Source organism: Arthrobacter sp. BB-1 (assembly GCF_006151685.1).
Classification (GTDB): Bacteria; Actinomycetota; Actinomycetes; order Actinomycetales; family Micrococcaceae; genus Arthrobacter.
The window spans coordinates 1-23,231 of record NZ_VDEV01000005.1 but is presented as its reverse complement, the minus strand read 5'-3'; the positions used below and the strand labels follow the sequence as shown (position 1 = coordinate 23,231).

The 23,231-nt window shown below is 61.3% G+C and carries 26 protein-coding genes and 3 pseudogenes; 9 read left to right on the top strand and 20 right to left on the bottom strand.

Features of this window, described 5'->3' with window-relative positions; all coding sequences use genetic code 11:
* Positions 1–24: 24 nt before the first annotated feature.
* From FHJ30_RS02960 to FHJ30_RS02935, 6 genes and pseudogenes are all read right to left on the bottom strand, one after another.
* Positions 25–120 (bottom strand): annotated as a pseudogene (locus FHJ30_RS02960) (PDDEXK nuclease domain-containing protein); the annotation flags it as partial.
* 190 nt (positions 121–310) lie between these two features.
* Positions 311–865, bottom strand: a complete 555-nt coding sequence (locus tag FHJ30_RS02955) for a hypothetical protein (protein ID WP_139027788.1) — start codon at positions 863–865, stop codon at positions 311–313.
* 58 nt (positions 866–923) lie between these two features.
* Positions 924–2,003 (bottom strand): hypothetical protein, encoded by a 1,080-nt coding sequence (locus FHJ30_RS02950; RefSeq protein WP_139027787.1) that lies wholly within the window; start codon positions 2,001–2,003, stop codon positions 924–926.
* Positions 2,004–2,261: 258 nt separating this feature from the next.
* Positions 2,262–3,425, bottom strand: coding sequence for an ImmA/IrrE family metallo-endopeptidase (locus FHJ30_RS02945; protein ID WP_139027786.1), 1,164 nt, complete (start codon positions 3,423–3,425; stop codon positions 2,262–2,264).
* The gene (locus tag FHJ30_RS02940; RefSeq protein ID WP_139027785.1) at positions 3,388–4,032 is read right to left on the bottom strand and encodes a hypothetical protein; all 645 of its coding nucleotides are present in this window, start codon (positions 4,030–4,032) and stop codon (positions 3,388–3,390) included. Before FHJ30_RS02940 ends, FHJ30_RS02945 begins: the two co-directional genes overlap by 38 nt.
* Before the next feature lie 287 nt (positions 4,033–4,319).
* The gene (locus FHJ30_RS02935) at positions 4,320–5,366 is read right to left on the bottom strand and encodes a YhcG family protein (protein ID WP_139027784.1); all 1,047 of its coding nucleotides are present in this window, start codon (positions 5,364–5,366) and stop codon (positions 4,320–4,322) included.
* A gap of 258 nt (positions 5,367–5,624) precedes the next feature.
* Between FHJ30_RS02935 and FHJ30_RS02930 the strand changes: the two genes are divergently transcribed.
* A complete protein-coding gene (locus FHJ30_RS02930; protein ID WP_240793556.1) occupies positions 5,625–6,665 on the top strand; it encodes a helicase associated domain-containing protein in 1,041 nt (346 codons plus the stop codon).
* Positions 6,666–6,719: 54 nt separating this feature from the next.
* Here the strand turns inward: FHJ30_RS02930 and FHJ30_RS02925 are convergent, their stop codons facing one another.
* From FHJ30_RS02925 to FHJ30_RS02915, 3 genes are read right to left on the bottom strand one after another with little or no spacing between them, the layout of a single operon-like run.
* Positions 6,720–7,952 carry a hypothetical protein gene (locus FHJ30_RS02925; RefSeq protein ID WP_139027783.1) on the bottom strand — a complete coding sequence of 411 codons (1,233 nt, stop codon included), beginning with the start codon at positions 7,950–7,952 and terminating at the stop codon, positions 6,720–6,722.
* Positions 7,953–7,982: 30 nt separating this feature from the next.
* Entirely contained in the window at positions 7,983–9,620 is a 1,638-nt protein-coding gene (locus tag FHJ30_RS02920) for a relaxase/mobilization nuclease domain-containing protein (RefSeq protein ID WP_139027782.1), read from the bottom strand.
* A gap of 4 nt (positions 9,621–9,624) precedes the next feature.
* A complete protein-coding gene (locus tag FHJ30_RS02915) occupies positions 9,625–10,017 on the bottom strand; it encodes a MobC family plasmid mobilization relaxosome protein (RefSeq protein ID WP_240793555.1) in 393 nt (130 codons plus the stop codon).
* A gap of 275 nt (positions 10,018–10,292) precedes the next feature.
* On the opposite strand from FHJ30_RS02915, the gene FHJ30_RS02910 reads away from it, so the two are divergent.
* From FHJ30_RS02910 to FHJ30_RS21255, 4 genes are all read left to right on the top strand, one after another.
* Positions 10,293–11,003, top strand: a complete 711-nt coding sequence (locus FHJ30_RS02910; protein WP_139027781.1) for a hypothetical protein — start codon at positions 10,293–10,295, stop codon at positions 11,001–11,003.
* Positions 11,004–11,035: 32 nt separating this feature from the next.
* On the top strand, positions 11,036–11,359 hold the full coding sequence (locus FHJ30_RS02905) for a hypothetical protein (RefSeq protein ID WP_139027780.1): 324 nt from the start codon (positions 11,036–11,038) through the stop codon (positions 11,357–11,359).
* Between the two features lie 703 nt (positions 11,360–12,062).
* Positions 12,063–12,389, top strand: a complete 327-nt coding sequence (locus FHJ30_RS02900) for a helix-turn-helix domain-containing protein (protein ID WP_240793575.1) — start codon at positions 12,063–12,065, stop codon at positions 12,387–12,389.
* The gene (locus tag FHJ30_RS21255) at positions 12,386–13,240 is read left to right on the top strand and encodes an IS3 family transposase (protein WP_240793574.1); all 855 of its coding nucleotides are present in this window, start codon (positions 12,386–12,388) and stop codon (positions 13,238–13,240) included. The genes FHJ30_RS02900 and FHJ30_RS21255 overlap by 4 nt, the downstream gene beginning before the upstream one ends.
* A 569-nt stretch (positions 13,241–13,809) precedes the next feature.
* On the opposite strand, the gene FHJ30_RS02890 is transcribed toward FHJ30_RS21255, so the two are convergent.
* The 6 genes and pseudogenes from FHJ30_RS02890 to FHJ30_RS21570 form a co-directional block, all read right to left on the bottom strand.
* Positions 13,810–14,121: a tudor domain-containing protein gene (locus FHJ30_RS02890; protein WP_139027777.1), complete on the bottom strand. Its 312-nt coding sequence runs from the start codon at positions 14,119–14,121 to the stop codon at positions 13,810–13,812.
* Between the two features lie 64 nt (positions 14,122–14,185).
* On the bottom strand, positions 14,186–14,437 hold the full coding sequence (locus FHJ30_RS02885) for a DUF6225 family protein (RefSeq protein ID WP_139027776.1): 252 nt from the start codon (positions 14,435–14,437) through the stop codon (positions 14,186–14,188).
* Positions 14,438–14,485: 48 nt separating this feature from the next.
* Entirely contained in the window at positions 14,486–14,752 is a 267-nt protein-coding gene (locus tag FHJ30_RS02880; RefSeq protein WP_240793554.1) for a helix-turn-helix domain-containing protein, read from the bottom strand.
* 32 nt (positions 14,753–14,784) lie between these two features.
* Positions 14,785–15,045, bottom strand: coding sequence for a ParB family protein (locus tag FHJ30_RS02875; RefSeq protein WP_139027774.1), 261 nt, complete (start codon positions 15,043–15,045; stop codon positions 14,785–14,787).
* Positions 15,038–15,643 carry a DNA-binding protein gene (locus tag FHJ30_RS21900; RefSeq protein ID WP_139027773.1) on the bottom strand — a complete coding sequence of 202 codons (606 nt, stop codon included), beginning with the start codon at positions 15,641–15,643 and terminating at the stop codon, positions 15,038–15,040. The genes FHJ30_RS02875 and FHJ30_RS21900 overlap by 8 nt, the downstream gene beginning before the upstream one ends.
* Positions 15,644–15,708: 65 nt before the next feature.
* Positions 15,709–15,903: pseudogene (locus FHJ30_RS21570) on the bottom strand (single-stranded DNA-binding protein); the annotation flags it as partial.
* A gap of 165 nt (positions 15,904–16,068) precedes the next feature.
* On the opposite strand from FHJ30_RS21570, the gene FHJ30_RS02860 reads away from it, so the two are divergent.
* The 3 genes from FHJ30_RS02860 (at position 16,069) to FHJ30_RS02850 (ending at position 19,194) form a co-directional block, all read left to right on the top strand.
* A complete protein-coding gene (locus FHJ30_RS02860; protein WP_139027771.1) occupies positions 16,069–17,148 on the top strand; it encodes a tyrosine-type recombinase/integrase in 1,080 nt (359 codons plus the stop codon).
* A gap of 22 nt (positions 17,149–17,170) precedes the next feature.
* A complete protein-coding gene (locus FHJ30_RS02855) occupies positions 17,171–17,473 on the top strand; it encodes a helix-turn-helix transcriptional regulator (protein ID WP_240793553.1) in 303 nt (100 codons plus the stop codon).
* 512 nt (positions 17,474–17,985) lie between these two features.
* A complete protein-coding gene (locus FHJ30_RS02850) occupies positions 17,986–19,194 on the top strand; it encodes a hypothetical protein (RefSeq protein ID WP_139027769.1) in 1,209 nt (402 codons plus the stop codon).
* A gap of 148 nt (positions 19,195–19,342) precedes the next feature.
* Here FHJ30_RS02850 and FHJ30_RS02845 read toward each other — a convergent pair whose 3' ends face one another.
* The 4 genes from FHJ30_RS02845 to FHJ30_RS02830 form a co-directional block, all read right to left on the bottom strand.
* Entirely contained in the window at positions 19,343–19,915 is a 573-nt protein-coding gene (locus FHJ30_RS02845; protein ID WP_139027768.1) for a suppressor of fused domain protein, read from the bottom strand.
* A gap of 137 nt (positions 19,916–20,052) precedes the next feature.
* On the bottom strand, positions 20,053–20,949 hold the full coding sequence (locus FHJ30_RS21565; protein WP_240793552.1) for a single-stranded DNA-binding protein: 897 nt from the start codon (positions 20,947–20,949) through the stop codon (positions 20,053–20,055).
* Positions 20,950–20,954: 5 nt separating this feature from the next.
* On the bottom strand, positions 20,955–21,221 hold the full coding sequence (locus FHJ30_RS02835; RefSeq protein ID WP_139027767.1) for a glutaredoxin family protein: 267 nt from the start codon (positions 21,219–21,221) through the stop codon (positions 20,955–20,957).
* 242 nt (positions 21,222–21,463) lie between these two features.
* The gene (locus FHJ30_RS02830; protein ID WP_139027765.1) at positions 21,464–21,772 is read right to left on the bottom strand and encodes a DUF6966 domain-containing protein; all 309 of its coding nucleotides are present in this window, start codon (positions 21,770–21,772) and stop codon (positions 21,464–21,466) included.
* A gap of 500 nt (positions 21,773–22,272) precedes the next feature.
* On the opposite strand from FHJ30_RS02830, the gene FHJ30_RS02825 reads away from it, so the two are divergent.
* Positions 22,273–22,500: a DUF2188 domain-containing protein gene (locus FHJ30_RS02825; protein ID WP_139027763.1), complete on the top strand. Its 228-nt coding sequence runs from the start codon at positions 22,273–22,275 to the stop codon at positions 22,498–22,500.
* 325 nt (positions 22,501–22,825) lie between these two features.
* On the opposite strand, the pseudogene FHJ30_RS02820 reads toward FHJ30_RS02825, so the two are convergent.
* Positions 22,826–23,231, bottom strand: a pseudogene (locus tag FHJ30_RS02820) (chromosome partitioning protein ParB); the annotation flags it as partial.

The following is a 23,231-nucleotide window of genomic DNA, read 5'->3' as shown; positions in this document are numbered from 1 at the left end:
GTCCTGACTCAAACTGCCATAGTCACGCCGGAGCATGTCGTCGACGAGGGCGACGTAGAAGTTGAGTTTGCCGGCGTATTCGGGCTGGAATTTGCCCGTCTTGAGTTCGATGACGACGTAGCCCGTTAACCGCACTAAGCGACGCCACTCCCCCGGAGAGGGGTGCGACCAGATCCTTGCACACCGGCTCGGCATTGAGACTACCGGATAGTTCCTCAGGCGATTTCTTGGACCGTCGGTACGGAAGCGCCGAAGGTTGGGTTTCGTCAACCTTCGGTGAGGTGGAGGGAAACGGGCGGCTGTTTCAGACTCACCGAGTGATGTTATTGAACGCCGTTCGCAAACGTTTGAGAATCGTCAGCAAATTTAGCAAGAGATGCGTTCCCAACCAGACCAGGGGCACTGTCCAACCCCAGTCCAGCACGCCATCAGATGACCGGTTGGTGGCTGCGGCGGCAATAAGGACACAAGCTAGGGACAGGGCGACCAAGGCGGAGTAAGTGACGTTGGCCCGGGCATCGTCAATGACCTGAGCAACGCCATGCGCATTTTCAAGGACTGCTCTATCTTTCCTAACAGCAACGCCCGTATTGAACATCAGCACGAGAAGCCCGAAAAGTAGGCCGGTAAAAATGGATACCCCGGAAAGGATAGGCCCGATGCCGCCTACTCGGATCTCGTGAACATGAGTAATGGCTAAAGCAACTGGAACTAACGACACGATAGTGGGCACCAGGTAGTACCAAGCAAAGGCCCGGCGTTGGTCCCTTCGACGCTCTGCCCCTACTCGAATAGACCACGTCTCTACGTTGTCGCGCAGGACATCCAAGAGGCCTGTGCGCTCCTTAATCGTCATCATTGCCATGATCGCCCTCGCCCTCTTCTCTAGGCATGACGGTACCCGAAGCTTCCGACAGCGGACATCAGGAGGCCCAATCTACTGGGATTTTTACGCCACGCGCACGAAGAATGCCCTCGGCATGCGCCACCCACGTCTTAAAAAGCGCAGCGTCGGAGAGGACGCCAGAAGTTTCGTAAACAAACTGCGGAAGGCTGTTGCGGTCCACACTAAAGGTGCGCTCGGGACGATCCTGACCCGTAACCACCTCGAAACGCTTGTGATGCACTGACCCATCCACGTGAACTGGCACGGCATCGCGGAGCTGGTCCCTGATTTCGTCCGCGAGTTCGGGCGATTTGCGCAGATCTTGGATGGCTTTTTTCTGACGCGCCAACTCGGTTTGGTCGGCCACAGAAAACGCGCTCTTCTGAGCTACCTTCTTCTCCTCAAGGTCTGCAGCTGCACTCATGCGGTCGAGTATTACTTCTCGACGTTGAACCCTTGAAGTGATTGCCCCCACAACTCCGTTGGTGATCCTATTGACTCGGGGTCCCTCCGCTACAAGTTTGATCGGTGTCCTGGCCGTCGAGCCGTCCGCTGTCGTGTCAACGATTTCGAGGTGCTCGGTCAGACTCAACGCCTGTTGGTCCTTCAAGAGCCTCTGCCAATCTTTGGACTCAGCAAAAGCATCCACGTGAATGGTCATGTTGTTGAATACGGCGTTAGGTAGAAGCGCCTGGCCCCGGATGATCTCTTTCAGGTTGCGGTTGCCCTGCCGTTCTGCAAAAAGGAGTCCGTAGTAGGAGTCCTTGGGTATGGCAAGCATGCAGCGCATCCTGTTGAGCATGGCGGTTGTGGTTGGCACATCCACAGATGCTCCGGTTGTGGTTTCGTAGGCCTCACCTCCAACACTGTGAGGACCTTTATTAACCTGGATGAACAGGGTCCGGCCCTGACTTTTGGCTTGGCGAAGCCGATACCCCTCAGCACTTCCGTTCTCGCGGAAGTACTTGTCTTGGATTGTCGTCAGAGACTTCTCGGCCAGGTCAAGCAGATCAAGTTCCTTCTTTTCACCAAAGGCGCTGAGGCGCTGAAGCTGAGACGCGCGATGGGGCTCATTCATGCGTATCAAGAAGACCAGGTAACCGGGGGAAGCCGTCATGGCATCCTTTCATAAGTGGTTGGGCGCGCGGCGGTCGAGCGGCAGGATCAAAGTAAATCGGCACAGATGAATCGGCTAGGGTTCTGCGCCACCCCTAAAGGATAGGGCGACAGGGCTCAACAGTTTCAAAACAACGGTGGGGCTCCCACCGCCGGCTGATCGCCACAAGGTCGGCGAGCTTCATTTTTTGCCAGATCCCTGCGGTCTGTATCCAGAGTGTGAAGAGGACGCCTTGCCAGCAGTGGGGGGTTGCGGCGGCTAATTTGCAGCTCGTCGTGCGGCGAGGCTGACGACGTTAGCTCGTTGATGAGGCAATCTGTACTGGCCTTCGATGAGCGGACGGATGAACTCGCTAGGGCGGTCAGCGCACGCCCTGGAAATGTCTTCTACACTGCCGTCCGGACCGAAGCGTCCTTCCAAGAGTTTGCTCACTAGCAACGGCCTCTCGGGTTCGCGATCGTCATATCCGGGCTCTTGAGCCCTAAGGGTTATTCCTGTCCGTCGGTCCCGGCGTGAGAGTTGCTTGTAGAGGTTCATGCGCTCTTCCGGCCGCAATAGCCCCATGCGGAAAGCGCGCTCGATAAGGGCCGCGAGGGAAACACCCCAATGCAGCTTAATCTTTTTCAAAGAGCCAAGCGTCACGTGGCCAGGCCACGTCTTTCGGAACGCCGCGGCCGGCATCAGGAGGGCGGCGCCGAAGTCAAAGGCTTCTTCCTCACCTAGCTCCGGCTTGCCAAATCGGTGAAGGGCGAGATGCCCAACCTCGTGAGCCAGGGACAGACGAATGCGCTCCCATGAATCGATGTCGCGAACCAGGACTACGGGATGTTCACGACGTTCGCCAACCCAGGTTGAAAGGGCATCATGGTGTGTGCGATCCCCAGATTCAAAAGGAGCAGAAAATACGTAAATACCCGACCTTTCCAATCTTCTCGTCAGGTGTGGGATTGGTTCGGCGTCGTCGTACCCCCAGAGAGTACGGGTTTCCCTCGCGGCCACCTCCGGAGAGGTCCCGACTGGGAAATTTGGCAACAGAACAGGTACAGGTGCCATTGACTTGAACGTCTCGTGGAGTAAGTCGCCGCAGATAGTTGCCCACGAGTTGATCACTTCCTGGGCGGTTTTCGTGAGGGACTTCTTAGCCCTGAAGCAGAGATCATCGGTGGAAACGAGAGTGGTGGGCGGTGTTTGGAAGTAAGTCGTCGAGAACGACAGTGATGCTGCGATGCGTTCCAGTTCCGCATCGGTTACGGTCACAGGGTCGTCCGCATTCTCCATCCGGGAATACTTGACCGGGCCAACCTCGAGACGCTGTGCCGTTTCCTTGGCCGTCAGGCCTCGAAGAAGTCGGGCGTCGCGCAGTCTGGGGCCATAAATCCGGAGGCTAGCCGGCCTCGACAGCTCCTCTACCAGTTTCAGCATCGCTTGCGCCTTCTTCTTCTATCTTGTTCTTGCTTCGAACGAGGCCGGACAGATCGTCGGCGTCGTTGCGGGTTTCTTCGGGTATGACTGTCGCAATAAGGTCAGATCCCGCTTGTAGCACTATCTCGTCCAAAATCTGGCAGTCGCGGTAGTAGTCCGTGGGGGCAGACAAGGTGCGGGTAATGGTTAGGCGTCCCAATCGCCCCTTGGCCACAGAGTAGAAAAGCCTCAGGTTGCCCTCGGGCACCGGAAACAGAGTGGCATCACAGTCAGGGTCCTGAAGGAACTCTTCCGCAGGCCGGGAGGTCTGAGGGCGGCATGTGAGGGGGAGCATCGTTGGTGCGTCTTTGATTTGCACGAGAATCGAGTCTGAGGCACCCGCCCGGATCCTGATGCCCTGCTCACTGAGAAGTTCTGAATCTTCTGCAGAAACAATCACACCTTCCCTTATAAGCCCATGCAACAAAGTCGGGCTCTTCCTATCGCCCCGAGCTTTCCTCGCCTCAATGGAGTCCTGTATGGACTGGTCAATCATCTTCGCCAGGGTTTTGAACCCTTCGGGTGCAAGACTGACATACGAGGCGAGCTCTTCGCTACGTGATTTCATAATGAAAGATTACACCAAATAATCACATGGTCACCACATTCTCCGGGCAAGTCACCTTCACAACGACATCCATGTCCAAGCGGGCCATCGGTCACGGCCTCGAGCCCGTCCCCGCGGCGACGCAAAGCTGTCAGTTCTGCACGATCAGCCAAGCTGACGGACGCCGTCGTCGTTCCCCGATCAGGCACTCGTCTCTTCTGACAACACTCACTACCCATGACAGGCCCTTCAAAGCACAAAGGGCGTGGCGAGAATGAGGACGAACAGGCACTGAGCTTTAAAGGAAGCTACGTGTTGTCAGAGTCAACCACTGTCCCCTGCTCGAGTGCCGCACTGATCGCCTCAGGAGATGGCAGCGCGGCCCGTTCCTCGGGTGGGAGCGAGTCGTAGGTGTAGGAGCTAACGGCGACTGGCTGGGAGGACCCGTCGAGTGCGTACCTTACTGTCGGTTCATGCTTTGAGCCGCACACGAGTATGCCCACGGTGGGGGCCATCCCTGGGAACTTCACCAGGTCGTTGACGGCTGCCACGTAGAAGTTCAACTGTCCCAGGTGCTCGGGTCTGAACTTGCCGGACTTGAGTTCAACGACAACAAAGCGGTTGGTTGGCACGTGTACCAGGAGAAGGTCAATGTAGAAGTCCTCACCTTCTACATCGAGGTGGAACTGCCGGCCGTAGAACGCGAACCCTCGGCCGAACTCAGCCAAAGTCTGAGACATCCGCTGGGTCATGGCCTCCTCCATGGCTAGTTCTTCGACTTCCTTGGTCAAGCCCAGAAAGTCGAAGACCAAGGGATCCTTGGCCACACTGCGTGCCAAGGCCGCCCCATCCTCGGACAGACGTTCTTCAAGGTTGTTCGGTGCAGCGCCAGCCCTGCGATGAAGTCCTGTTGTGATCTGGTGTTCGAGAACTTCAAGCCTCCAGTTGTGCTCGCCTGCTCGTTCCGCATACCAATTGCGGATCTCGGGGTCCTTCAGTTTGAGCAGTTCGATGATGTGACCCCAAGGCAGGCCGCCAACCCGAGCCTTGTCCTCGGGGTCGGACAAGTCCCAGGCTGCTGCGAATGCCCGCATATAGAAGAGGTTCGAACGAGAGAATCCACGCATGTGAGGAAACGCTGATTTCAGGTCTGTTGCCAGTCGCTGCAGCATCTTGGTGCCCCAGGGCTGGGCTGCCTGTCGTTCAAGGATGGTGGACCCGATTTCCCAGTACATCTGGACCATGGCACTGCTTGCGGCCTGCTGAGCGCGCAACTGTGCCGAGCTGACGAGTTCCTTGAGGGAAACGAGGATGCCGGCATAGCCGTTGGGCAGTTCAGGTTCTATCTGGGGCACGCCCCCACCTTAGTCGTTGGAGCCGACAGGGCCCCTCGGCACGGCCTGCGCCTCAATAGTCCAAAGAACTTTGGACAATTCAGAACCCACTCCTGCATGGCTCCCAATCCTTTCAGCAAATAGTCCAGAGAACTTTGGACAGTTGGGCGGCAGACAGAGGATCAGCCGGCTTTGGCGCACAGATGGCCGCTCACCCAAGGTTCGGCGCGTGGCGGAGTGTCGTACAGCCGGGGGCCTGCCGTTCTGCAAGGCTCAGTTATGGACTGGACCGATTCCCGTCAGGAGTTCCATTCTTCACGTGTCCTACCGGGCACGGCCTTGCCACAGATCGGCCGCGTCACGAAAACGGCGGACAGCTCTTTGCCATGGCGTGTCACCGACCTGGCGGCCGATGCCAAGGACATCGACGACTTTGCTTCGTCCTCCAAACCTCAGTCACCCAAGATTGTCCAGACACTGTCTGGACAATCTTCTAGCCGTGTCGGTGCCAGCTTTCAACGCCCCACAATCGGTACACTCCTTTCCCGCGTTCGCGACTCACGGCAGGCTGGCATATTCGTAGGTGGGATGTTTTGTAGCAGGACCATTTGGGGGGTGACGGTGACTCAGTTTGAGGATGCGCCCTCTCGCGGGCGGCGTTCGGCGCCCTATTGGGAGTGGGTGGAGATGTACCGACGGGGTATCCTTCCATCGAGGATCGCGGTGCTGTGTTCGGCTCCGGTCACAACCGTGCGCTATCACCTGCAGGTTGCAAAGAAGAGCGAACACGGGCTCGAGGCAGAGCATGCGGCTGCGCTGCCAAGGTCCGAGGGACCCTCCAGTGCATTTCTGACGACGATGCAAGACGTTGTCGACTTCTACGGCACCTGCGGCCGGCTGCCATCGGCCCATGCGACGTCACCCCGCGAGGCGACGCTGGGCAGGTGGCTTTACCTCCGGCGCAGGGAAGCGCAGGCGGGCACCCTCTCCCCCGCTGTCCGTGACGGGCTAAATGTGATTGCCGGTTGGGATCTGGCGTCGAAGCGGAAGGCCGAGGATGAGGCCAGGTGGCAGAAGCGCTTGCAGCAGGTGAAGGAAGTCCGGGATGCCGGCGGCGAGTGGCCGCGTCATCAGAAGACCCCGGATGCGGACGAACGCGTCCTGGGCGTGTGGCTGCACGCCCAGCGGATCAACTACAACCAAGGAAAGCTGGCCCCGGAGAAGGAGTCTCTGCTGAATGAGGTCCTGCCAGGTTGGCGCGAGGGCCGGCCGCGTGGCCGGCGACCACGACGAACACCGCAAAGCCCTGGCGACAAATGAAACCATGCGAAACGGAGGCGCTGAGGCCCCGCCTCGCCTGTCTGCCTTCCTGTTTTATCGGCTGGGTCCGCCCTTGGACCTTTCGGCTCCCACGGCTGCCCCCGCACGGCTCTTCCTGGCCTTGGCTGCGCCTTTGCCCATGGTGACTGCTGCGCTGGGATGGGTACCTTCACTGCGTGCCGCAGTGAGCCGCCCGCGGATCTGGGCTTCGCTGGCGCCGGTCTCCTCCAGGGACTCCGCGAACTTTGCGTGGTGTTCGGCTGAGCCATAGCCGGTAGCTGATGCGGTTTCTGTTTTGAGTGCCTGATCTTTAAGTTGGCTGCTGTCGTTCCCTGTGACGCGCTCTTCTATTTCGCGGCCGACGCCTTCAAGACGGGCGAAGAGTTCCTTTTCGGCCCGTTCATACCGCTGCTCCATTGATGCAGATGGAGAGCCTATGAAGCCGCCTTCGGCCAGGAGCTTGGCTTCGTGCATCTCCTTGGCTGCTTTCACGAACACTGGGTCCCGGAAGTGCATATCGCCGGCACCGCTGAGGTTCGCTGTGGTTTCTTTGCGCAGCTGCTCAATGTCGGGGCCGTTGATGCCGTCCTTGCCAATGAGGAACAGCCGTTCTTTGATCTCAGAATCTGCCGCCGCAGCAGCTTTGGGCGTTTTGGCATTGTGGGCGCGCTGGAGGGCCTGGGCCAGTTCGGGGTTTGCCAGGTACTCCACGGGTACCTGGTGACGCTCCATTTCGGGTGCCAGCTTCGTTGCCTGGGTTCGAAGTTCTTCTGACTGCGCAGCTGCGATCAGCTGCATGGCTTTCTCATGTTCGGCAGCGGCTTTCCGTGCTTCTTCCTGGCTGCGTGCCAGCTCGTCCTGCCGGGCCTTCCCGGTTGCGATCGTCTCGATCCCTGATTCAAGGTAGGCGGTGTCCGTGCCGACGTCGTGTGTGTCGATACCGTAGCGGGCGAGGACTTCTTCGCGGATCTTCGCGGAGGCTTCAAGGGCGGTGGGGTCGTGGTCTTTCCAGCCTTCGGCGACGGCGTGTGCCGCGGCGATGTCGGCCGGCTGGGCCTTGTCCCACCACTCCTCCTTCTGTACGGGTGCGAGGACGGCGAGGGCTGAACTCCGTTCAGCACTAAGGCGTGTCTGGGCTTCGTGCGCCGCCTGGGAGTCCAGGTGTTCCTGCTGTCGCTGGGCTTCCTGCCGGCGGCGGGCCAGCGTCTCTGCGATGCGTGAGGCGATCATCAGCGATTGCCGCATTCCGTTGTCGAAAAAGTCGTCGATGCCGTCTGATTCACTCATGGTGTTCCCCTTGCACTAGTGGTGTGATTCTTATCGGTCGAGTCCCGGCCCGGTATCGCGGCTGGGCTGATAGGTCTTCGCTGGTGTTGCCGGTGTTGGTGTCGTGGGAACCACCGAACCGGGACGGATCGGGGCCATGCCGCGGCGGGCAATATCAACTGCCCTCGGCGGCACCGCAGCCGCCTCGGCCTGCTGTTGCTCTGCTCCTACAAGGACGGCCTTGGGCATCGTCGCGGTGAACGGGGCCAGCTGGTTTTCGACCACAGTGCGGATGCGTTGAGCTTCGCGGGTACGGCCGGACTGGGCGTGCATTTCGTACACCGCGAAGGCTGTGTTGATCAGCTGCACCATGAGCGCTGTTTGAGCGGCTGTTTTGTTCTTGCTCGACGCTGCCATGAACAACATGGCCGTACCGGCAATGGAGGGCAGCGCGACGGGTTTGCCGTGCTGCCGGGGTGCCCGCAGTTGGGCTGTGCGGGACAGTTCGGCAGCTGTGGCCGCCAGCGGTCCTGGCGTTACCTCCAGGCGGTATGACCATGCCGCGAAGGCGCCGGAAACCTCACGCGCTGCTTTGGCCCAGGTTGCGTGATCGTCACGCGGAATGGTCCGCAGCTGATCGGCCAGTGCTGTGGCGTTGCGGGTGTATTCCACCCACACATCTGCTGACGGGGTCGCGTTCTCGGGACCGGTCTTGGAGACCTTGCGTTTGTTGCGCGCGGCGGCGTTCCATTCCGCCGCGGCCTCGGTCGCCAGGTGTGGTGAGTCCATCCATTCCTCACGCAATGCACCGAGCTTCAGGTCGGACGCGAGCGTGCCGCCGCCGAACCAAATAGGCCGCTCCCCCGCTGTCGGGCGCTCGGCAACGGAGTAGCCAACGATGACGTCGGTGGTGTTCTTCGCATACCGGGGACGGACCAGCAGTCCGGTGTCGCGGGTACGTCGAACGAACTCCGCTTCGGTGACTGAGGCGCTGGCGCTGGCGCGCACCTTCCTGGCCAGGGAGGCACGGTGCATTTCGCGGTCGTCCCGGACGGCGGTGGCCTTCTCGGCCCGGTCGTAGCCGCGGGTGGCGTGCACGCTGGAGAGCTCTTCGAGCCCGTACTTGGTTTCCAATTGGCGGCAGGTCTGTTGGGCGCGTTTGTAGTCACCATGGGTGGAGGCTTTGGTGCCGTCCTCGCGGACAAGGGACACGGCGATGTGGATGTGGTGATTTCCGTTCTCACTCGTTCCGTGGTTGATCGCGACCCACCGGCACTGCGCTTTTCCGCTGGCCTCGCTGAAGCCCATGGCGTCGACGAAGTCGTTCGCGATGTCACCCCACTGCTGGTCGGTCAGGGCGCCTTCTTCGGCGCGGAGGCTCAGCGAGCAGTGCCACACATCGGCATGCTTGTGCCCGTTCGGTACGCGTTCCTTCTTGACCGGGTCCCAGCGGAAATCCTTCTGCAAGACCTCGACGCCGAAGGCCTTGCGGGGCTGGTCCAAATGATTCGCGACGGCAATCGCATCGTCCCTGTCCAGGACGCCGTCGTCGTACCAGGCCATGATCGCCGCGTCCCCGGCCACCAGGTGCGGATCGGTGTGCGCGTTCTTCGTCTTATCAGCATCGGTCGAGGCCAGGTACAGCATGAGCCCTGACATCCGGGAGCCGCGGGTGATGTTCGGAATCATCGGCCTACATCAGCCCCTCAATCGTCCGGTCAATCCGCACCGCAACCTCGCGCACATACGCCAGCGCCGCCTTCGCGTCCTGGGGGAACTCATCACCGGCGTTCGCGTGCCGGGCGATCTGATTCACGTTGTTCGACACCCGGGCCAACAACGTATGGATCGCCATCAGCTCGGCCATCGCCGCCCTGCGCTCGGTCGGCGTCTCCGAGCCTTCCGACAGAGCAGCCGTCAGCAGCAGGTTCGGGACCGTGACCTTCTGCCGGGCAGCCCTCGCCACCAGGGCCGCCTCCTCCTCCGCCGTCACCCACACATCGCGGCGCTTCTTCGTCCCCGCCGGAGCATTCGCACGGCGCCGCCTCGACAGCGGGGAACGTGGCTTCTCATTCTCTTCAGACACGCACTCCCCCAACCCCTCAAACGGCCCAGCACTTCAAAAGCCCAGCGCAGCGACCCCGAAACCGCGGACCACACAAGCCAGTGTGCCAAGCAAACAACCACAGGGCCGTGAGCGACACGCCATTTACACCCGTGTAAATGTATAGCTTGCTCCGCGGTGCCTCCGCGGTGCCTCCGCCGGTGCTGGTTTTCGCGGCACGCCGTGCGATGTCCTCGGGGCTGCTGCTTATCGCGGTTAGGCTGACACCATCTGTACAGCCAACCCTGGGGGGAAACATGCTCACAGAACACAACCAGCCGGGCGAGCCGATCCCCCATGTCGGGACATCCACCTACCTGCAGCCGACCGCTTCACATCCGGCGCACATTCTTCTCGAACTCGAGGTTGAGAAGAACTTCAACCCGGCAAACCTGGCACGCCAGCGTGCCGCCGAAGAACGGCTCATCGGTGGCACCGACCAGGTGTGCGGAAGCATCGACAATGTCGCCACCCGTCACTTGCAGGAACTGACCGGAACAAAGGCACGCATCGTCGATGAGGGCTACGCCCTTACCATCGAGATGGACACCTCGGTGACTCCGGAATATCCCCAGCACGACAACTCCTTAGGTGCCGGCAAACATGCCGGCCCGGCGCTGACCGCCGGCCAGGAACTGGCACTTCCAGAACTGGCCAGAAGCATCGAAGCTGCCCTGCCCCCGCTCGAACGCCACAAAGCCGAAACGCTCGCGCTGATGGCCGCCAAGGAGATCCCGCCTACGGCAGACGTGATCCGCTCCATCGACCGGGTAACACTCGCGGAAGTCATCGATCACCACGAACGCAGGATGGGCATCGATGAAGTGCCCGTGCCAGCGCCCATAAGACTCGCCGGGCTCTCCTTCCCGCAACACCCAGGCGCATCCCTCCACAACGCCGAAACCGCTCCGGCGGCATCGGCAGGTGCCGCAGGCTCACACCGCACCTCCCCCGACCTCGAACGCTGAACAGCAACACCACGAAAGGCACCCCGAACACCATGGCTTCCATCAACATCGAAGAAACCAAAAGCCAGGCCCGAGCCCTGCTCAACTCACGCATCAAGTCCGTTGAAGAGCTCGTCCAGGCACGCCAGCGCGTGACCGACCTCAAAGACCAGCTCGCCGCGGCTGAACGCGACGACAAACGCGCCTACGTCAAAGCCACCCGCGACGGCTGGAGCCCCGACGAACTCAAAAAACTCGGCCTCGAACCGGCGGCCGCCGGCCGCCGTCGCAAAACCCAGGCCAAGACGCCCGCCTCCCCCAACGGCACCGCGCCAGACGCTGATTCAGCCGACGGGGAAACCGTGCAGGATCACTAAAACCCCTCGCCCACAGGGGCACGGCAAAAGCTAAAACTTCGGGCTTTTTCCCGCACCCAGGTGGACGACGGGACCCACCTGACCGGCTGCACACAAACGCCAGGACACCGAGGTGGGAACCTCACCGCCCGGACCGGCGCATGTGCACAGCCTGGGAACGCTGAAGTCACCAACGGAGCCCTTTCCCATGGACCAAGACCGCCCGCCCGGCCAACCCTGTCACGGGGGTCGGGCTTCTTTCAGCAGACGACACACACCGTCCAGGCGGGGCGAAGTTGGGCAGGGACGGAACCATGATCAGTGACCGGCTTCTAAGGCGCTCGGTGGGCTTCCAGCCCGGTCAACGGCGGTGACAACCACAAGCTGCAGGGCGGCGCTCATCACCACCAAGTACCGCAGGCCCGCGTGATCCAAGCAATGGCACCAACCGCACATCCCAGGCATCAAAAAAACCACCAAGACAACGAAGGCCGGCACCCATATGAACTGCTCCCCGAAAGTTGGACTGAGAAATCAGTTCTTACTTTCGGGGAGCAGTTCTATGCAGGACAGTAGTTCGTTATCTGAGGAACAGCGCGAAGCCGCGATAGCGTTGTTCGAGAATGGTTGGGGCGCGAAGGCAGCGGCGACGAGCCTAGGGGTCCGTTCAAAACCTGTCATCCGCATCCACAACCTGTGGAGAGTTCGCGGAGGTACGGCGCTAGTGACCAAATCAACCCATCGGCAGTTCACGTTCGAGTTCAAACTCGCCGTGGTCCGCCGTTTCCAAGCCGGAGAGAGCCAGGTCGCCCTGGCGAAGGAGCTTGAGCTGTCCTCCCCGGATCTGGTCAAGAAGTGGGCGCGGATATACCGCAACGAGGGCGAAGATGGCTTGCGCCCAAAAGTACGTGGCCGGCCGATCTCACCTCCCAAGGCGCCGACGGAGCCAGAGTCGGAGCTGCAGCGGTTGCGCCGCGAGAACGAGCACTTGCGGGCAGAGGTGGCCTTCCTGGGAAAAGTAAACGCCTTGAGGGACGAGGAACAGCGCTGAAGGTCCGCGCTGTCATCGCTCTCAAGGCCGAACACCGGCTGGAAGTTCTTCTGGACGTCGCCGAGCTGCCCCGGTCCACGTTCTTCTATCACCAAGCCCGACTCCTTGCCCCTGACCCGCAAGCCGACCTCAAAGCCGCAATCACGAGTATCTTCAAGAAGAGCCAGGCCCGATACGGCCACCGCCGCGTCCACACCGAACTGGTCAAGCAAGGCTGGACGATCGCGAAAAAGACCGTGCTGAAGCTGATGCGTCTACTGCGCCTGGTCTGCAAGGTCCGGCGGAAGAATCGCTACAACTCCTACCGAGGCGAGCAGGGCATCGTGGCCCCAAACCTGATGAAACGCCAGTTCGAAGCGGATGCGCCGAACCAGAAATGGGTGACCGATGTGACCGAATTCAGCGTCGATGACAGGAAACTCTACCTCTCACCGGTCATGGACCTTTTCGACCGGCAGATCATCTCCTACGCCATTGGAACCTCGCCCAACCTGGAGCTGGCCAACTCCTCCTTGCGCGGCGCCTTAGCCACCCTGGAGGAAGGGCAGAAACCACTCGTGCACTCTGACCAGGGATTCCAATACCAGCACACCTCATGGCGCCTACTCCTGCAGAACGCCGGCGCGGTCCAATCCATGTCCCGCAAAGCCAACTGCTACGACAACGCCGTCATAGAGAATTTCTTCGGCCACCTCAAAGAAGAGCTCTTCAACCGCGTCCGATTCCTCAACACCGAAGCACTCACAGCCGCGCTGCACGAATACATCCACTGGTACAACACCGAAAGAATCTCCACAAAGCTCAGGGGTCTGAGCCCCGTTCAATACCGCGCTAAGGCCCTGGTGGCCTAGGTCGTTGAGCAAAACTACCCGTGAGTAATTGCCTTGGTGGTCTCCCGGAGATCGCGGGGGGCTTGGCTTTCCGAAGGCGCATCTTTCTGCATTCCATGGCCAGTATCATGAGCCCATGCAGACGGCTCTGATACTCATAATTACTGGCGTCTTGCTTGGGATGCCGACGGCCATATATGCCTTCAACAATCCGCGGCGGAAAGGTGAACCGCTGGGCGCGCAACGGACAGCGTTTCTTGGCCTAAGTGCCCTTGGACTGGCCTGCCTCCTTGTCGGAGCCGCTGTTTTCTTATCAGTCCGTCAGTAGGAACACGTACACGACAGCGTCAGTCATCATGCTCGGCGAAAGCGTCCCTTGACGGTGGCTAGGTTCCCACACTGAGAAAGGCTCCGTCCCACTTGGGACGAAGCCTTTCCGTGAAAAGCCGATCACTGCCCGCTAGAGTGAAGATCTCACAAATTCGAGAGTCCAACTTTCGGGGACCAGTTCAATAGGTGCCGCCCTTCGTTGTCTTGGGCTTGGATCCTCTAACGTCGTCAGGGACATCGGCGTCCGGAATGGCCTGAGCCTACCCGGCCGCCGGCCGCAGCTCGTGATGGTCGCGCCATGCCTGCTCGCCGTCTTTGTACTCCACGGTCCACTCGTCCACGCCAACGCGTTCAACGATGACAGCCTGCTCCCAGCTGGACCCATCGCCCCGCAAGACTTCAACGGCGCTCTCGTCAGGGAACGGGTTGTGGCTACCCAGGTACTCGCGAATGGTCTCCTCAAGCGGTGTTCGCCCACCCTCGGGGGCTGCATTCACCCACTGCTCCATGGGATCGGTTCCAGCCCAATGCGTGGCAAGGTCAGCTACGTAGTTCGCATCGTTGTCGCTCATGGCTTGTTGCTGCTCCAATCCGTTGTTGTTAGGCCGGGAAGACTCTGTTGCCAGATAGTGGCCGTTATCGGTCGCGTTGCAGATAGGTTCCCGGTGGGAACTCGCAGCCGATCCGAAATTCCCTTCCAACGAACGGCTCCCCCCGGCCATCGATTCCGTGACCAAAGCCAGCATGGACGACAACCTGCTCCTGAACGGTATCGCCTCCCGGTTCCTCGGCGACGTCGACGATGATGGGCAGGTCATCGGGCAGCCCAGCGAGGGCCTCACGCAACCGCCCTACCGTCCAGGCGTGAGCGACGTGTTCGAAGTCCATTGTCAGATCCTTTCACCTGGCACTGACAACAAAGCAATGACCACTGCGTCAGTCCTCGCCGTCGAGGGCATCAGCCTTGATGGTCCCGGCGGCGATGCGTTCCTGGGTCTCCTGGTAGCAGCGCTCCAGATAGGCTTCCAAGTCATCCTCACTGACACGCCACATGCGGCGGCCACCACTAAGTTGCAGGGCGCGCAGCTCCCCCGATGAAACCAACGCGTACACCGCTGGCATGCCCACGTTCAGGATCTCCCTGACCTGGGCGAGAGTCAGCAGCCGCGGGAACCTCGGCTTCCCCGGTTCAAGTGCTGGCATCTGCTCGATGTCCTTGCTCCACTTCGGCATGCTTACTTGCCCTCGTTCCGGTGTCGGATTTCTTCGCGGGTGCGCTGCCCGGGGCGGAGTTCCCCCGCGGGGACCCCCGGCCATTTCCTGCCGCCGTTGTACTTGCGCTGCAGCCGCTTCACTTCCCGCAGCGTCGCCGCCTCGATCAGATCGGTGATGGACGCGTACCCCTCGAGGTGGCCGGCTTCCTGGACGGCCGCGCGCACCTGGTCGGCGTCGGATTCAGTGAAGTAGGGCGAGAAGGATTTATTCTTCTTAGGCACCGGAAGCCTTGGTTTCCGGGGCGACGCGTTGCAACAACGCGTTGTGTACCTTCTCCAGGGTGGTGCTGCGGGCCTCGGCGCTGGCGAGCTTCTTCTCCGCCTCCGCTGCCGCGCCGGCGGCAGCGCGTTCTGCCGCACGTGCTTCTTCGAGCTCCGAGCCCAGGGCGGCCAGCCGCTGCTCCAAAGCCTTCACCCCCGACTCCAAGGCGATTATGCGGGCTTGAAATTCAGCGGCCGCGGATTCCTTCTCAGCGGCGGCCTTGTCCAGGTCCGCCACCAGCTCGGCGATTTCCTGGTCTTTGTCCTTGCGTTCCTGCACCCACGCCGTCTCGACGGCGGTGTGCCGTTCGGCGGCCTGGGAGGAAGCCTCGGCCCAGACGGCGGCGGCGAGCCGGGTCGCCTGTTCGAGCAAGGCCGGCGGCGTCGCGGCCACCTGTCCCCCGGCGGCAAGCTTCTCCTCGTTCCATTCCTTCAGGTACCGGGTAGCGTCCGCGTTACTGACACCCGCAGCGGCACGGACCGTGGAGACGGTCGGGCGGCGCTCGGCGCTGATCTGCTCGGCGGCGGCAAACACCCGGTCTTTCACACTCGTAGTCATGGCGGCTTCTCCAGAAAAGTAGTAGGAGTAGTAACGCTACTACTCCTACTACTACTTTTCAATGCTTAGAACGGCGGCTCGGAGTCGGGGCCAGCGCCCCAGCCGCCGCTGGCGTTGCTGGTCGCCGGGGCCGCCCACGGATCGTCCTGCGCGGCGGGTTGCCCTGCCGCGCGGGTGTTGCCCTGGTTGCCGAAACCACCATTCCCCTGCCCGGCCTGGCCGCCACTGCGCTGGGTGCGGTTGACCTTAACTGTCTCGAATCCCGTGAGTTCATCACGGAGTCCACAAGGCCCGGATCCGCGCGGGCATTGACCCTTACCCTGTGATTTGCTGCTCTTGTGGAAGTGTGAAATATTTTCATGATTCCTGAAGCTTTCGTGATATTTATGATCGGTGCGGAAAATTACTGAACTCGGGGCTGTGTGATGGGGCTTGCGACCGTCCGGTCCATCGGGTTCAGCCAAGCTCTGCGCTCTGCGCAGGACGAAGAAGACTTTGAACAGGAACTCGTCGATCAGTTTGCGCTGGCGCAGGTCGGTGCGGGCGTGACGGACCAATTCGTCAGGACAGAGCGCTCGGTGATCTTTGAGTTCGCCCGGTTCCTTGGCCGGTACCTCTGGACGGCCTCTCCATCGGATGGTGACCGGTTCCTGGCCTATTTGCGTCATGAACGCGGGCAGGCCCGAAGTACGCGGGAAGGCAAGGCCGGCACGTTGGCCCGGTTCTATGACTTTGTGATCGGCAGATACCAGGGAGATATCCATGCGCTCACCGGTTACGTGGTTATTCAGCCCATCGATGAGTTCAATCGCCCGTCCAGTTCGGCGTCCGTTGCTGCCCGAGTACCGCCCAGCGACTCGGAGGTTGAACTGCTGTTCACCCGCTGGCGTGATGGCCTGCCCGAAGCCAGGAAGTACTTGCCTGCCGCCCGCGATTATTTGGCGGCTTCGTTGTGGCGCCGTGCCGGTTTGCGTATCAATGAGACGTTGATGCTCGATATTAAGGACTGGCGCCCCGACCTTGGGCAGAACGGCAAGATCCATGTTCGTTTCGGCAAGGGCAGCCGCGGCCGTGGCGCGAAGCCCCGCCTCGTTCCGGCGATCAACTCGGTTGACGTTCTGCTGCAGTGGTGGCTGACGGATGTGCGCCACCAGTTCGGTGATGACTACCTGAATCCTGATGCGCCTTTGTTTCCGAGCGAAAGGCGCGACCGGCATACGGGTGGCTGCGCGCGGGTCGGTGATGATGCGCTGCGTGCGGGCCTGGCTGGCGCGGTGGAACGTTGGCTGCCGGCTTGGCGGGGGCGGCTGAGTCCGCATGGACTCCGACACTATTGTGCCTCGTCCCTCTATGCCCGGGGACTGGATCTGAAGGCAGTCCAGGAACTGCTCGGACACGAGTGGCTCTCGACTACCACCCGCTATATCCATGTCCATTCCGACCACATCGACCATGCCTGGGCAGTCGCGAACGAACGCGTCGCTGCCCGGCTGACAGGAGAGTGACAAGATGCGTTGGAACCTACGAATGGTCGCCGCTGAGCGGGGGGTCTGGAAATCGACCGAGCTCCGTCGTCGGTTTGCCGATGCCGGGCTTGAGATCAGCGCGGGCAAGATGTCCGGGCTGTGGACCGGAACGCCGACCACAATTCGGCTCGAGGACCTCGATGTCATCTGCGCTGTGCTGAATTGCTCACCAACTGATCTGCTGATCTGTGAGCCCGAAAAGGTGGAAGCTGGCCGGCCGAAACCGGCCGAGGCATCATCCATCGGTTCAGGTCCGGCGGTGATTCCCCGACTCGGCCGCAACCGTTCCAAGCCGCCGGCATGAGAGGTTCCAGCCGCCCCCGCCCGTGCACCGTCTGTGGCATGAGGCCGGTCGCGTGGAGTTATCCGCGCCGGACGAAGTTCTGCTACGAGTGCATGCCCGGAGGCCCGGTCGTCCCACCGCCGTGTCGACGGTGCGGACGCACCGAGGGGTACTACTCCGGCGGGCTGTGCGATCGATGCCACCGCAGCGCGCCGCAAACAGTGGCGGCATGCAGGGACTGCCATGCCTGGGGTGTGGGACGGATTAACGACTGGCTCTGCGAGGCGTGCAGATACTGGCGATCGAAATACCCGGAGGGAACCTGCAGGGCCTGCAATGTGGTCACCGCAGTCAATGAGGATCAGGGCTGCAGACTTTGCTGGCACCAATTTCTCGTCGCCGGCGGGCGGAAAGGAGGAACCAATCTGGTCGAAGCCAACCGTCACGGCCAGCAGCTGTTCCTTGCCGATCTCCGCCACGCCAGCAAAGGACAGCGACGTGGGACCCGGCGTCGCCGCCCGGACCAGCTCGTCGTGGGACCGGCACCGGTATTCACACCGGTAGGCCACCGGCAACTGACGTTGTTCCCCGCGACAGCGAGGGACCTGCAGCGTGGACGGACCCACGGATTCCTGGCGCCTGCCGACCCGGGGATGGCCGCCTTCCTGGATGAGTTTGTCGTGGACTATGCCGGAAGGCACGGGTGGGGCCTGACCGCGACCAAGACAGTCCGCCGTGGACTGTTGGTTGCTCTCGGCCTGCAGGACACGCCTGGCGCTCCCCTGCGGGCCACCGACATCCTTGAACTGCCGCAAATCGGAACGAATGCTCTGCGGCTGCTGGAAGTCTGCGACGCCGCAGGCGTGCTCGAGGACGACCGCCAACCTGCAGTGGACAAGTGGTTCAACACAGCTATTGCCGGGCTTCCTGAACAAATGCAGCACGAACTGGGCCGGTGGTACGCGGTCATGACTAAAGGCAGCAGCACTCCTCCCCGCAGCAAGGCCCGGTCGGAGCACACGATCCGCCTGTATACGCGATGGTCGCTGCCGGCCCTGCATGCCTGGGCTGCGGAAGGACACACAACCCTCCGGGAAATTACGACAGAAGATGTCCGAGAGGTCCTTCCCGGCTCCGGGAATGCACGCTCCACAACGGGGCAGGGTCTGCGCTGCCTCTTCCGTGTTCTCAAGGCCCATAAAGTTACCTTCTTCAACCCCATCGCACTCATACGCACTGGCCCTCACGAAACCCGCCTGCCCATGCCGGTGGCAGACTCCGCGCTCCGCGATGCATTGAACTCCAAGGACCCGGGCCGGGCAGCACTCATTGCGATCGCGGCCTTCCACGGGCTGCGATCGGGCCAACTGCGAGGGCTGCAGCTTACCGACATCCGCGACGGTCGCCTCCGCGTGGATGAACGCCTCATCCCACTCCCCCAGCCGGTCCGGGAGCGGCTGACTGCTTGGCTGGCCTACCGGGAACAGCGTTGGCCCCTGACCAGAAACCCCCACGTATTCATCAGCAGACGAACCGCGCACGATACCTCCCCGGTCGGCGTCCAGTGGATCACGACATCGATGGGCATGACCGCCCAGAAAGCCCGCGAAGACCGGATACTCCACGAACTGCACGCCAACGGGGGCGACATCCGGCGCCTTTGCGATATGTTCGGCCTGAGTATTGCCGGAGCGAGCCGCTACTCCGCCGTCCTGACCCACCCGGACCTCCAAAACGCCTGACCCTGTCTTCCGTCCCAAGCCCAACACCGACGCCGAGGCTTACGAGTCCTTGCTTGCACAGGCTCGGAAAAGATCAGGGATGGCCAATAGTGTCTTTCTTTCTTGGAGCTGAGGATCCGCAGTAACGGATCCCTCTACAACCTCGAACTCACACCTTGTGCTCGGGCAGCGCAGGTCGACGCCAGTCGGTTAGATCCGGATCGAATTGGACCAGGAGGTCCTCCAGGGCCGACCAGCCGTGCGTCGCGACAAAAGCGGCTTCAGAGGGAAAGAGCGGCACAAGCCATGAGATAACGATCGGTCCATCGGGGTCCTCGCAGGTCGCGAAACCTTCTGGCTGGTAGATCGGGATACTGAAGTAGAAGGCTTCAAGGCCGGTATCGGGATCCAGCGGCCCCCTGGGTCCAATGACTTCACCTCGCAGCGGAGCCCGCCCCTGGTGGACCACTTCATGCACGAGTTGCTGGATGATCGATGGAACGTAGCGCTCGAAGTGGCCGCTTCGGACCATCATCAGGAACTCCATCCGAACCGGTGCCTTGCCCGGCACCGTCAGTGCATGTCCGCTCAGTCCCAGGGTCGAGTACGCCGTCACACCGTCAAGGGGGCCGTTGACGAACCTGACCACCTGCGCGTGCATTGGGTTGCCGTCGGCGTCCTTGGACCATCCCCCGGTAATGGTGCCCAAATAGCGCTCCAGGTGCTCGACAAGGTGTGTCATGAGTCCACCCTACTGACGGGGCTAGGCCATCGTTGGAGGCCAGCCGTGCTCCAGCCCGGTGAAGGATGCCCAACTGGGTTGAAACTGGCCAGAGCGATGGAAGGCCGGTTTCCTAGTCTTTACGTGCAGAGGGGCCTTCACGCCTGGTTGCGTGCTTCACCCTGAGCCGTGAACCAAGGGTCATTTTCCGCGAAGGCCCCTTCGGCAGGCTGGTCTCGTTCCTTACCCGCGGGGCCCCGAGTAGCCTGAGACTGATTTGCACCTGAGTTCCCGCTGTTGGACCCGTCAGCTTTCGCGAACCCACGGGAAACGTTCGCGTACCGCAGGGACGGGCCGATCTCATCGACTTCGAGCTCGATCACGGTGCGCTTTTCGCCTTCCTTAGTCTCGTAGGAACGGGACTTCAACCGGCCGCTGACGATGACGCGCATGCCCTTGGTCAGGGACTCGGCCACGTTCTCTGCCGCTTCCCGCCATGCACTGGCCCGGAGGAAAAGTGTTTCCCCGTCCTTCCACTCATTGGACTGACGGTCAAAGGTCCTGGGCGTTGAGGCCATGGTGAAGTTCGCTACGGCAGACCCACTCGGAGTGAAGCGCAGCTCTGGATCTGATGTCAGGTTTCCAATGACAGTAATCGTGGTTTCGCCGGCCATGATGGTTCCTTTTCCTCGTGCGCTGGTGATGTTCTCGGTGAGTGTTGTGGGCTCGTTTTGAGGTTCGGTCCCACCCGGTTCTTCGTGGGTGAGGTCGTTGGGTTGGTACTGGTTCTCAGTGTGTGCGTCCCAGACACCGCCCTCCCCGAGCGGGGCGCGGTTGATTGCCTCAAGGTACTGGTCATCCTCTCCCTCATCTGGGACGGGGTAGCCGTCGTACAGATCCTCGATGAGAGGTTCTACGATGGCGGGTTCCACAACGTAGGGGTCCACAATGTTGGAGGGAATTCTGCCGCTGGGGTTGACCTGCTGGAACAGGTCCACCTCCAACGGGATCCGTGGGCTCAGCTTGTACCCGATGACCGGGCGCAGGGGGGTCACGGTCCTCACGCTGCCTTGTGAGTCACGGCTGCCTGGACAAGCTTGTCGCGGCGCAGGCCGGACCAGTGGTCCTCGTCGTCAGTGTTGTTCACGACGACGGGCGCCTGGGAGTAGCCGAGTTCGGTGGTGATGTACTCCAGCGCTGCCGGCACTTCGGTGATGTCCACGGCCGTGTAGGTGATGCCCTTGGAGTCGAAGTAGTCCTTCGTCTTCTCGCAGTTGGGGCAATCGGGTTTGGTGTAGACCGTGTAAGCGGTGGGTGAAGCAGTCATTTTCAGCACCTGGTTTCGTATCAAGATTAGTTTCGTTCGTCTGGCTGACTTGCTACTTCAATTCTACCAATCATTCAACTGAATGAATAGCCGCTTTGCCGCTGATTCTAGGGATTTTTATCCCACTACTCAGCGGCCTAACACGCTCGCCTGGTCGTTGCTTCGGGTGTCGTTCCGGAGTCGTCTGGACGGACCGTCAGGAGTCCTCCGCACAAGGCCACCGGCGGGCCAGAATGTGTTGGTCAGGAGTTGCGCAGGAACCAGGACCGGCCTCGCCGTAGGGCAGCATGCAGACGGTCAACGGCGTGTCCTGCAGCTGCATAACCCACGTCCCTGAATGAGCCCATGCCGCCGCGATACAGGGTGAGGCCCTGGGCTGAGGCCTCGCGCAGACCACGCCGATCAGAGACGCCGGCGAACAACCCGTCGAGCCAGTCGGCGGTATGGGCTCGCTGCTCATCCCGGCCCAACCGCGCGGCTGCGCGGACCTCGGCAATCGCGGAAAGGATCTCAGTCCGAACGGCTTCGACGGTGCGCGGTTTACTGCTCATAGGGCAATCCTAGAGACGCCACTCTCTATAACCCGGGGCAGCCTTGTCGAGCAGCCAGGTTGCGCTCGACATCGGGAACGGTCGGTGAGTTTCGCCGCCGGCGACTGTGGTCATCCCCGCTGGTTCGCCACGGCGGCAGCCCCCATGTGCCTGAAAGCCGGTCCCGGGGCCGTTGGGCGAGATGCCCTGGAAAGTCCACTCCACCAGCGAATTGGCGTCGTCCCTGCTGAAAGAAGGCTAGCCCCGGAAATAGATGCGTCGGCAGCGCTGGAATTGGACCATGGGGAACTTGGCCCGAAGGGTGTAATCCAGCGGTATCAGGCGCGGCAACTTGAAAAGTAAGCATGCTTTCTATTAGTTTGGTGTCAGCTTCTCCGCCTGGCCCCCATCAGGCGGAGTGGTTGCCAGGGAGGCCCCGCCACTTCATTGTGTTGCGGGGCTTTTCGCTACCCGCGTTTTGCAGCGGGCGTCAGTATTCGGAACGGCAGAGGGAGTGTGCAGTGGCTCAGGGCGATATCGAGACGTACTACGAAGATGGCCAGTGGAAGAACAAGCGCGAGGGCACTACCCGGGCGTTTGGCGCCGGCTACAGCACCAAGGACGAAGCGGCAGCTGTCGGCCGGGACGCGGCCCAGGCCGACAAGGTCGAGCACGTCATTAAGAACCAGGATGGTCAGATCGGCTCGAAGAACAGCTACGGCAACGATCCCCGGAACGTCCCGGGCTGAGTCAACGCGGGGCTTCGGCTCCCCCGGTTAACCCGGAAAGGAGCCGGCATGTGTGCCGGCTCCTTTCGGGTTTCTCTGCAAGAAATCTATGGGTCAGTCTATATGACGTGATGGCCGCGTTCTTTTCCAGCCTCATTGCTGGAGCGCGGCTCCTGTTCTATGTTCCTGGTTCCTGGCGCAGGACGGCGGTCCGCCGCTGGTGAGTGGTTGCTGTGGTTCGCCCTGGGCGGCGGACCGCCCGAATTCTGGAAGGTTCCTGACCTTCCTGCGGTGATTGGGTCTGTGCCGGGCGGAGTTCGGGATCCGCCGCCCGGCACAGGAGCCGTTATTCGGCTGTCTTAGCTTTTTCGCCGCTGTCGATGATGATCTTTTCGACCTCGCTTGCCGTGTAGCCCCAGAGGACCAGCTGGTTCAGGTAGTCCCGGTGGGTTTGGCTGGGTGAGCGCCACGAGTCCTTTTGGATGGTCTTTTCGTACCCGGCGCAGATCAGCGCGATCAGGGAGAATTCCGGCCGTGTGGTGGTCTTGGCGACGTGGTCCCTGAGCGGGTTCCATGCCCACTGGTTGGATTCTTCGAACTTCACCCCGGCCATTTCGGCGGCCACCTTTCCCTCGTAGCCGCTGGCGGTTTCGGAGTGGTGGGTGATCGCGTGGACGGTGAAGTATTGCCAGCCCTTGGGGGCCTGCTTCTTGGCCAGCAGGTTTTTGACCCATTCGCGGCGCACGGTGGTA

Coding starts and splice junctions, on each gene's coding strand:
- FHJ30_RS02955 (WP_139027788.1), bottom strand. CDS start 865: ATGGCAATGATGACGATTAAGGAGCGCACAGGCCTCTTGGATGTCCTG.
- FHJ30_RS02950 (WP_139027787.1), bottom strand. CDS start 2,003: ATGACGGCTTCCCCCGGTTACCTGGTCTTCTTGATACGCATGAATGAG.
- FHJ30_RS02945 (WP_139027786.1), bottom strand. CDS start 3,425: ATGCTGAAACTGGTAGAGGAGCTGTCGAGGCCGGCTAGCCTCCGGATT.
- FHJ30_RS02940 (WP_139027785.1), bottom strand. CDS start 4,032: ATGAAATCACGTAGCGAAGAGCTCGCCTCGTATGTCAGTCTTGCACCC.
- FHJ30_RS02930 (WP_240793556.1), top strand. CDS start 5,625: ATGGACTGGACCGATTCCCGTCAGGAGTTCCATTCTTCACGTGTCCTA.
- FHJ30_RS02925 (WP_139027783.1), bottom strand. CDS start 7,952: ATGAGTGAATCAGACGGCATCGACGACTTTTTCGACAACGGAATGCGG.
- FHJ30_RS02920 (WP_139027782.1), bottom strand. CDS start 9,620: ATGATTCCGAACATCACCCGCGGCTCCCGGATGTCAGGGCTCATGCTG.
- FHJ30_RS02910 (WP_139027781.1), top strand. CDS start 10,293: ATGCTCACAGAACACAACCAGCCGGGCGAGCCGATCCCCCATGTCGGG.
- FHJ30_RS02905 (WP_139027780.1), top strand. CDS start 11,036: ATGGCTTCCATCAACATCGAAGAAACCAAAAGCCAGGCCCGAGCCCTG.
- FHJ30_RS02890 (WP_139027777.1), bottom strand. CDS start 14,121: ATGAGCGACAACGATGCGAACTACGTAGCTGACCTTGCCACGCATTGG.
- FHJ30_RS02885 (WP_139027776.1), bottom strand. CDS start 14,437: ATGGACTTCGAACACGTCGCTCACGCCTGGACGGTAGGGCGGTTGCGT.
- FHJ30_RS02880 (WP_240793554.1), bottom strand. CDS start 14,752: ATGCCAGCACTTGAACCGGGGAAGCCGAGGTTCCCGCGGCTGCTGACT.
- FHJ30_RS21900 (WP_139027773.1), bottom strand. CDS start 15,643: ATGACTACGAGTGTGAAAGACCGGGTGTTTGCCGCCGCCGAGCAGATC.
- FHJ30_RS02860 (WP_139027771.1), top strand. CDS start 16,069: ATGGGGCTTGCGACCGTCCGGTCCATCGGGTTCAGCCAAGCTCTGCGC.
- FHJ30_RS02855 (WP_240793553.1), top strand. CDS start 17,171: ATGGTCGCCGCTGAGCGGGGGGTCTGGAAATCGACCGAGCTCCGTCGT.
- FHJ30_RS02845 (WP_139027768.1), bottom strand. CDS start 19,915: ATGACACACCTTGTCGAGCACCTGGAGCGCTATTTGGGCACCATTACC.
- FHJ30_RS02835 (WP_139027767.1), bottom strand. CDS start 21,221: ATGACTGCTTCACCCACCGCTTACACGGTCTACACCAAACCCGATTGC.
- FHJ30_RS02830 (WP_139027765.1), bottom strand. CDS start 21,772: ATGAGCAGTAAACCGCGCACCGTCGAAGCCGTTCGGACTGAGATCCTT.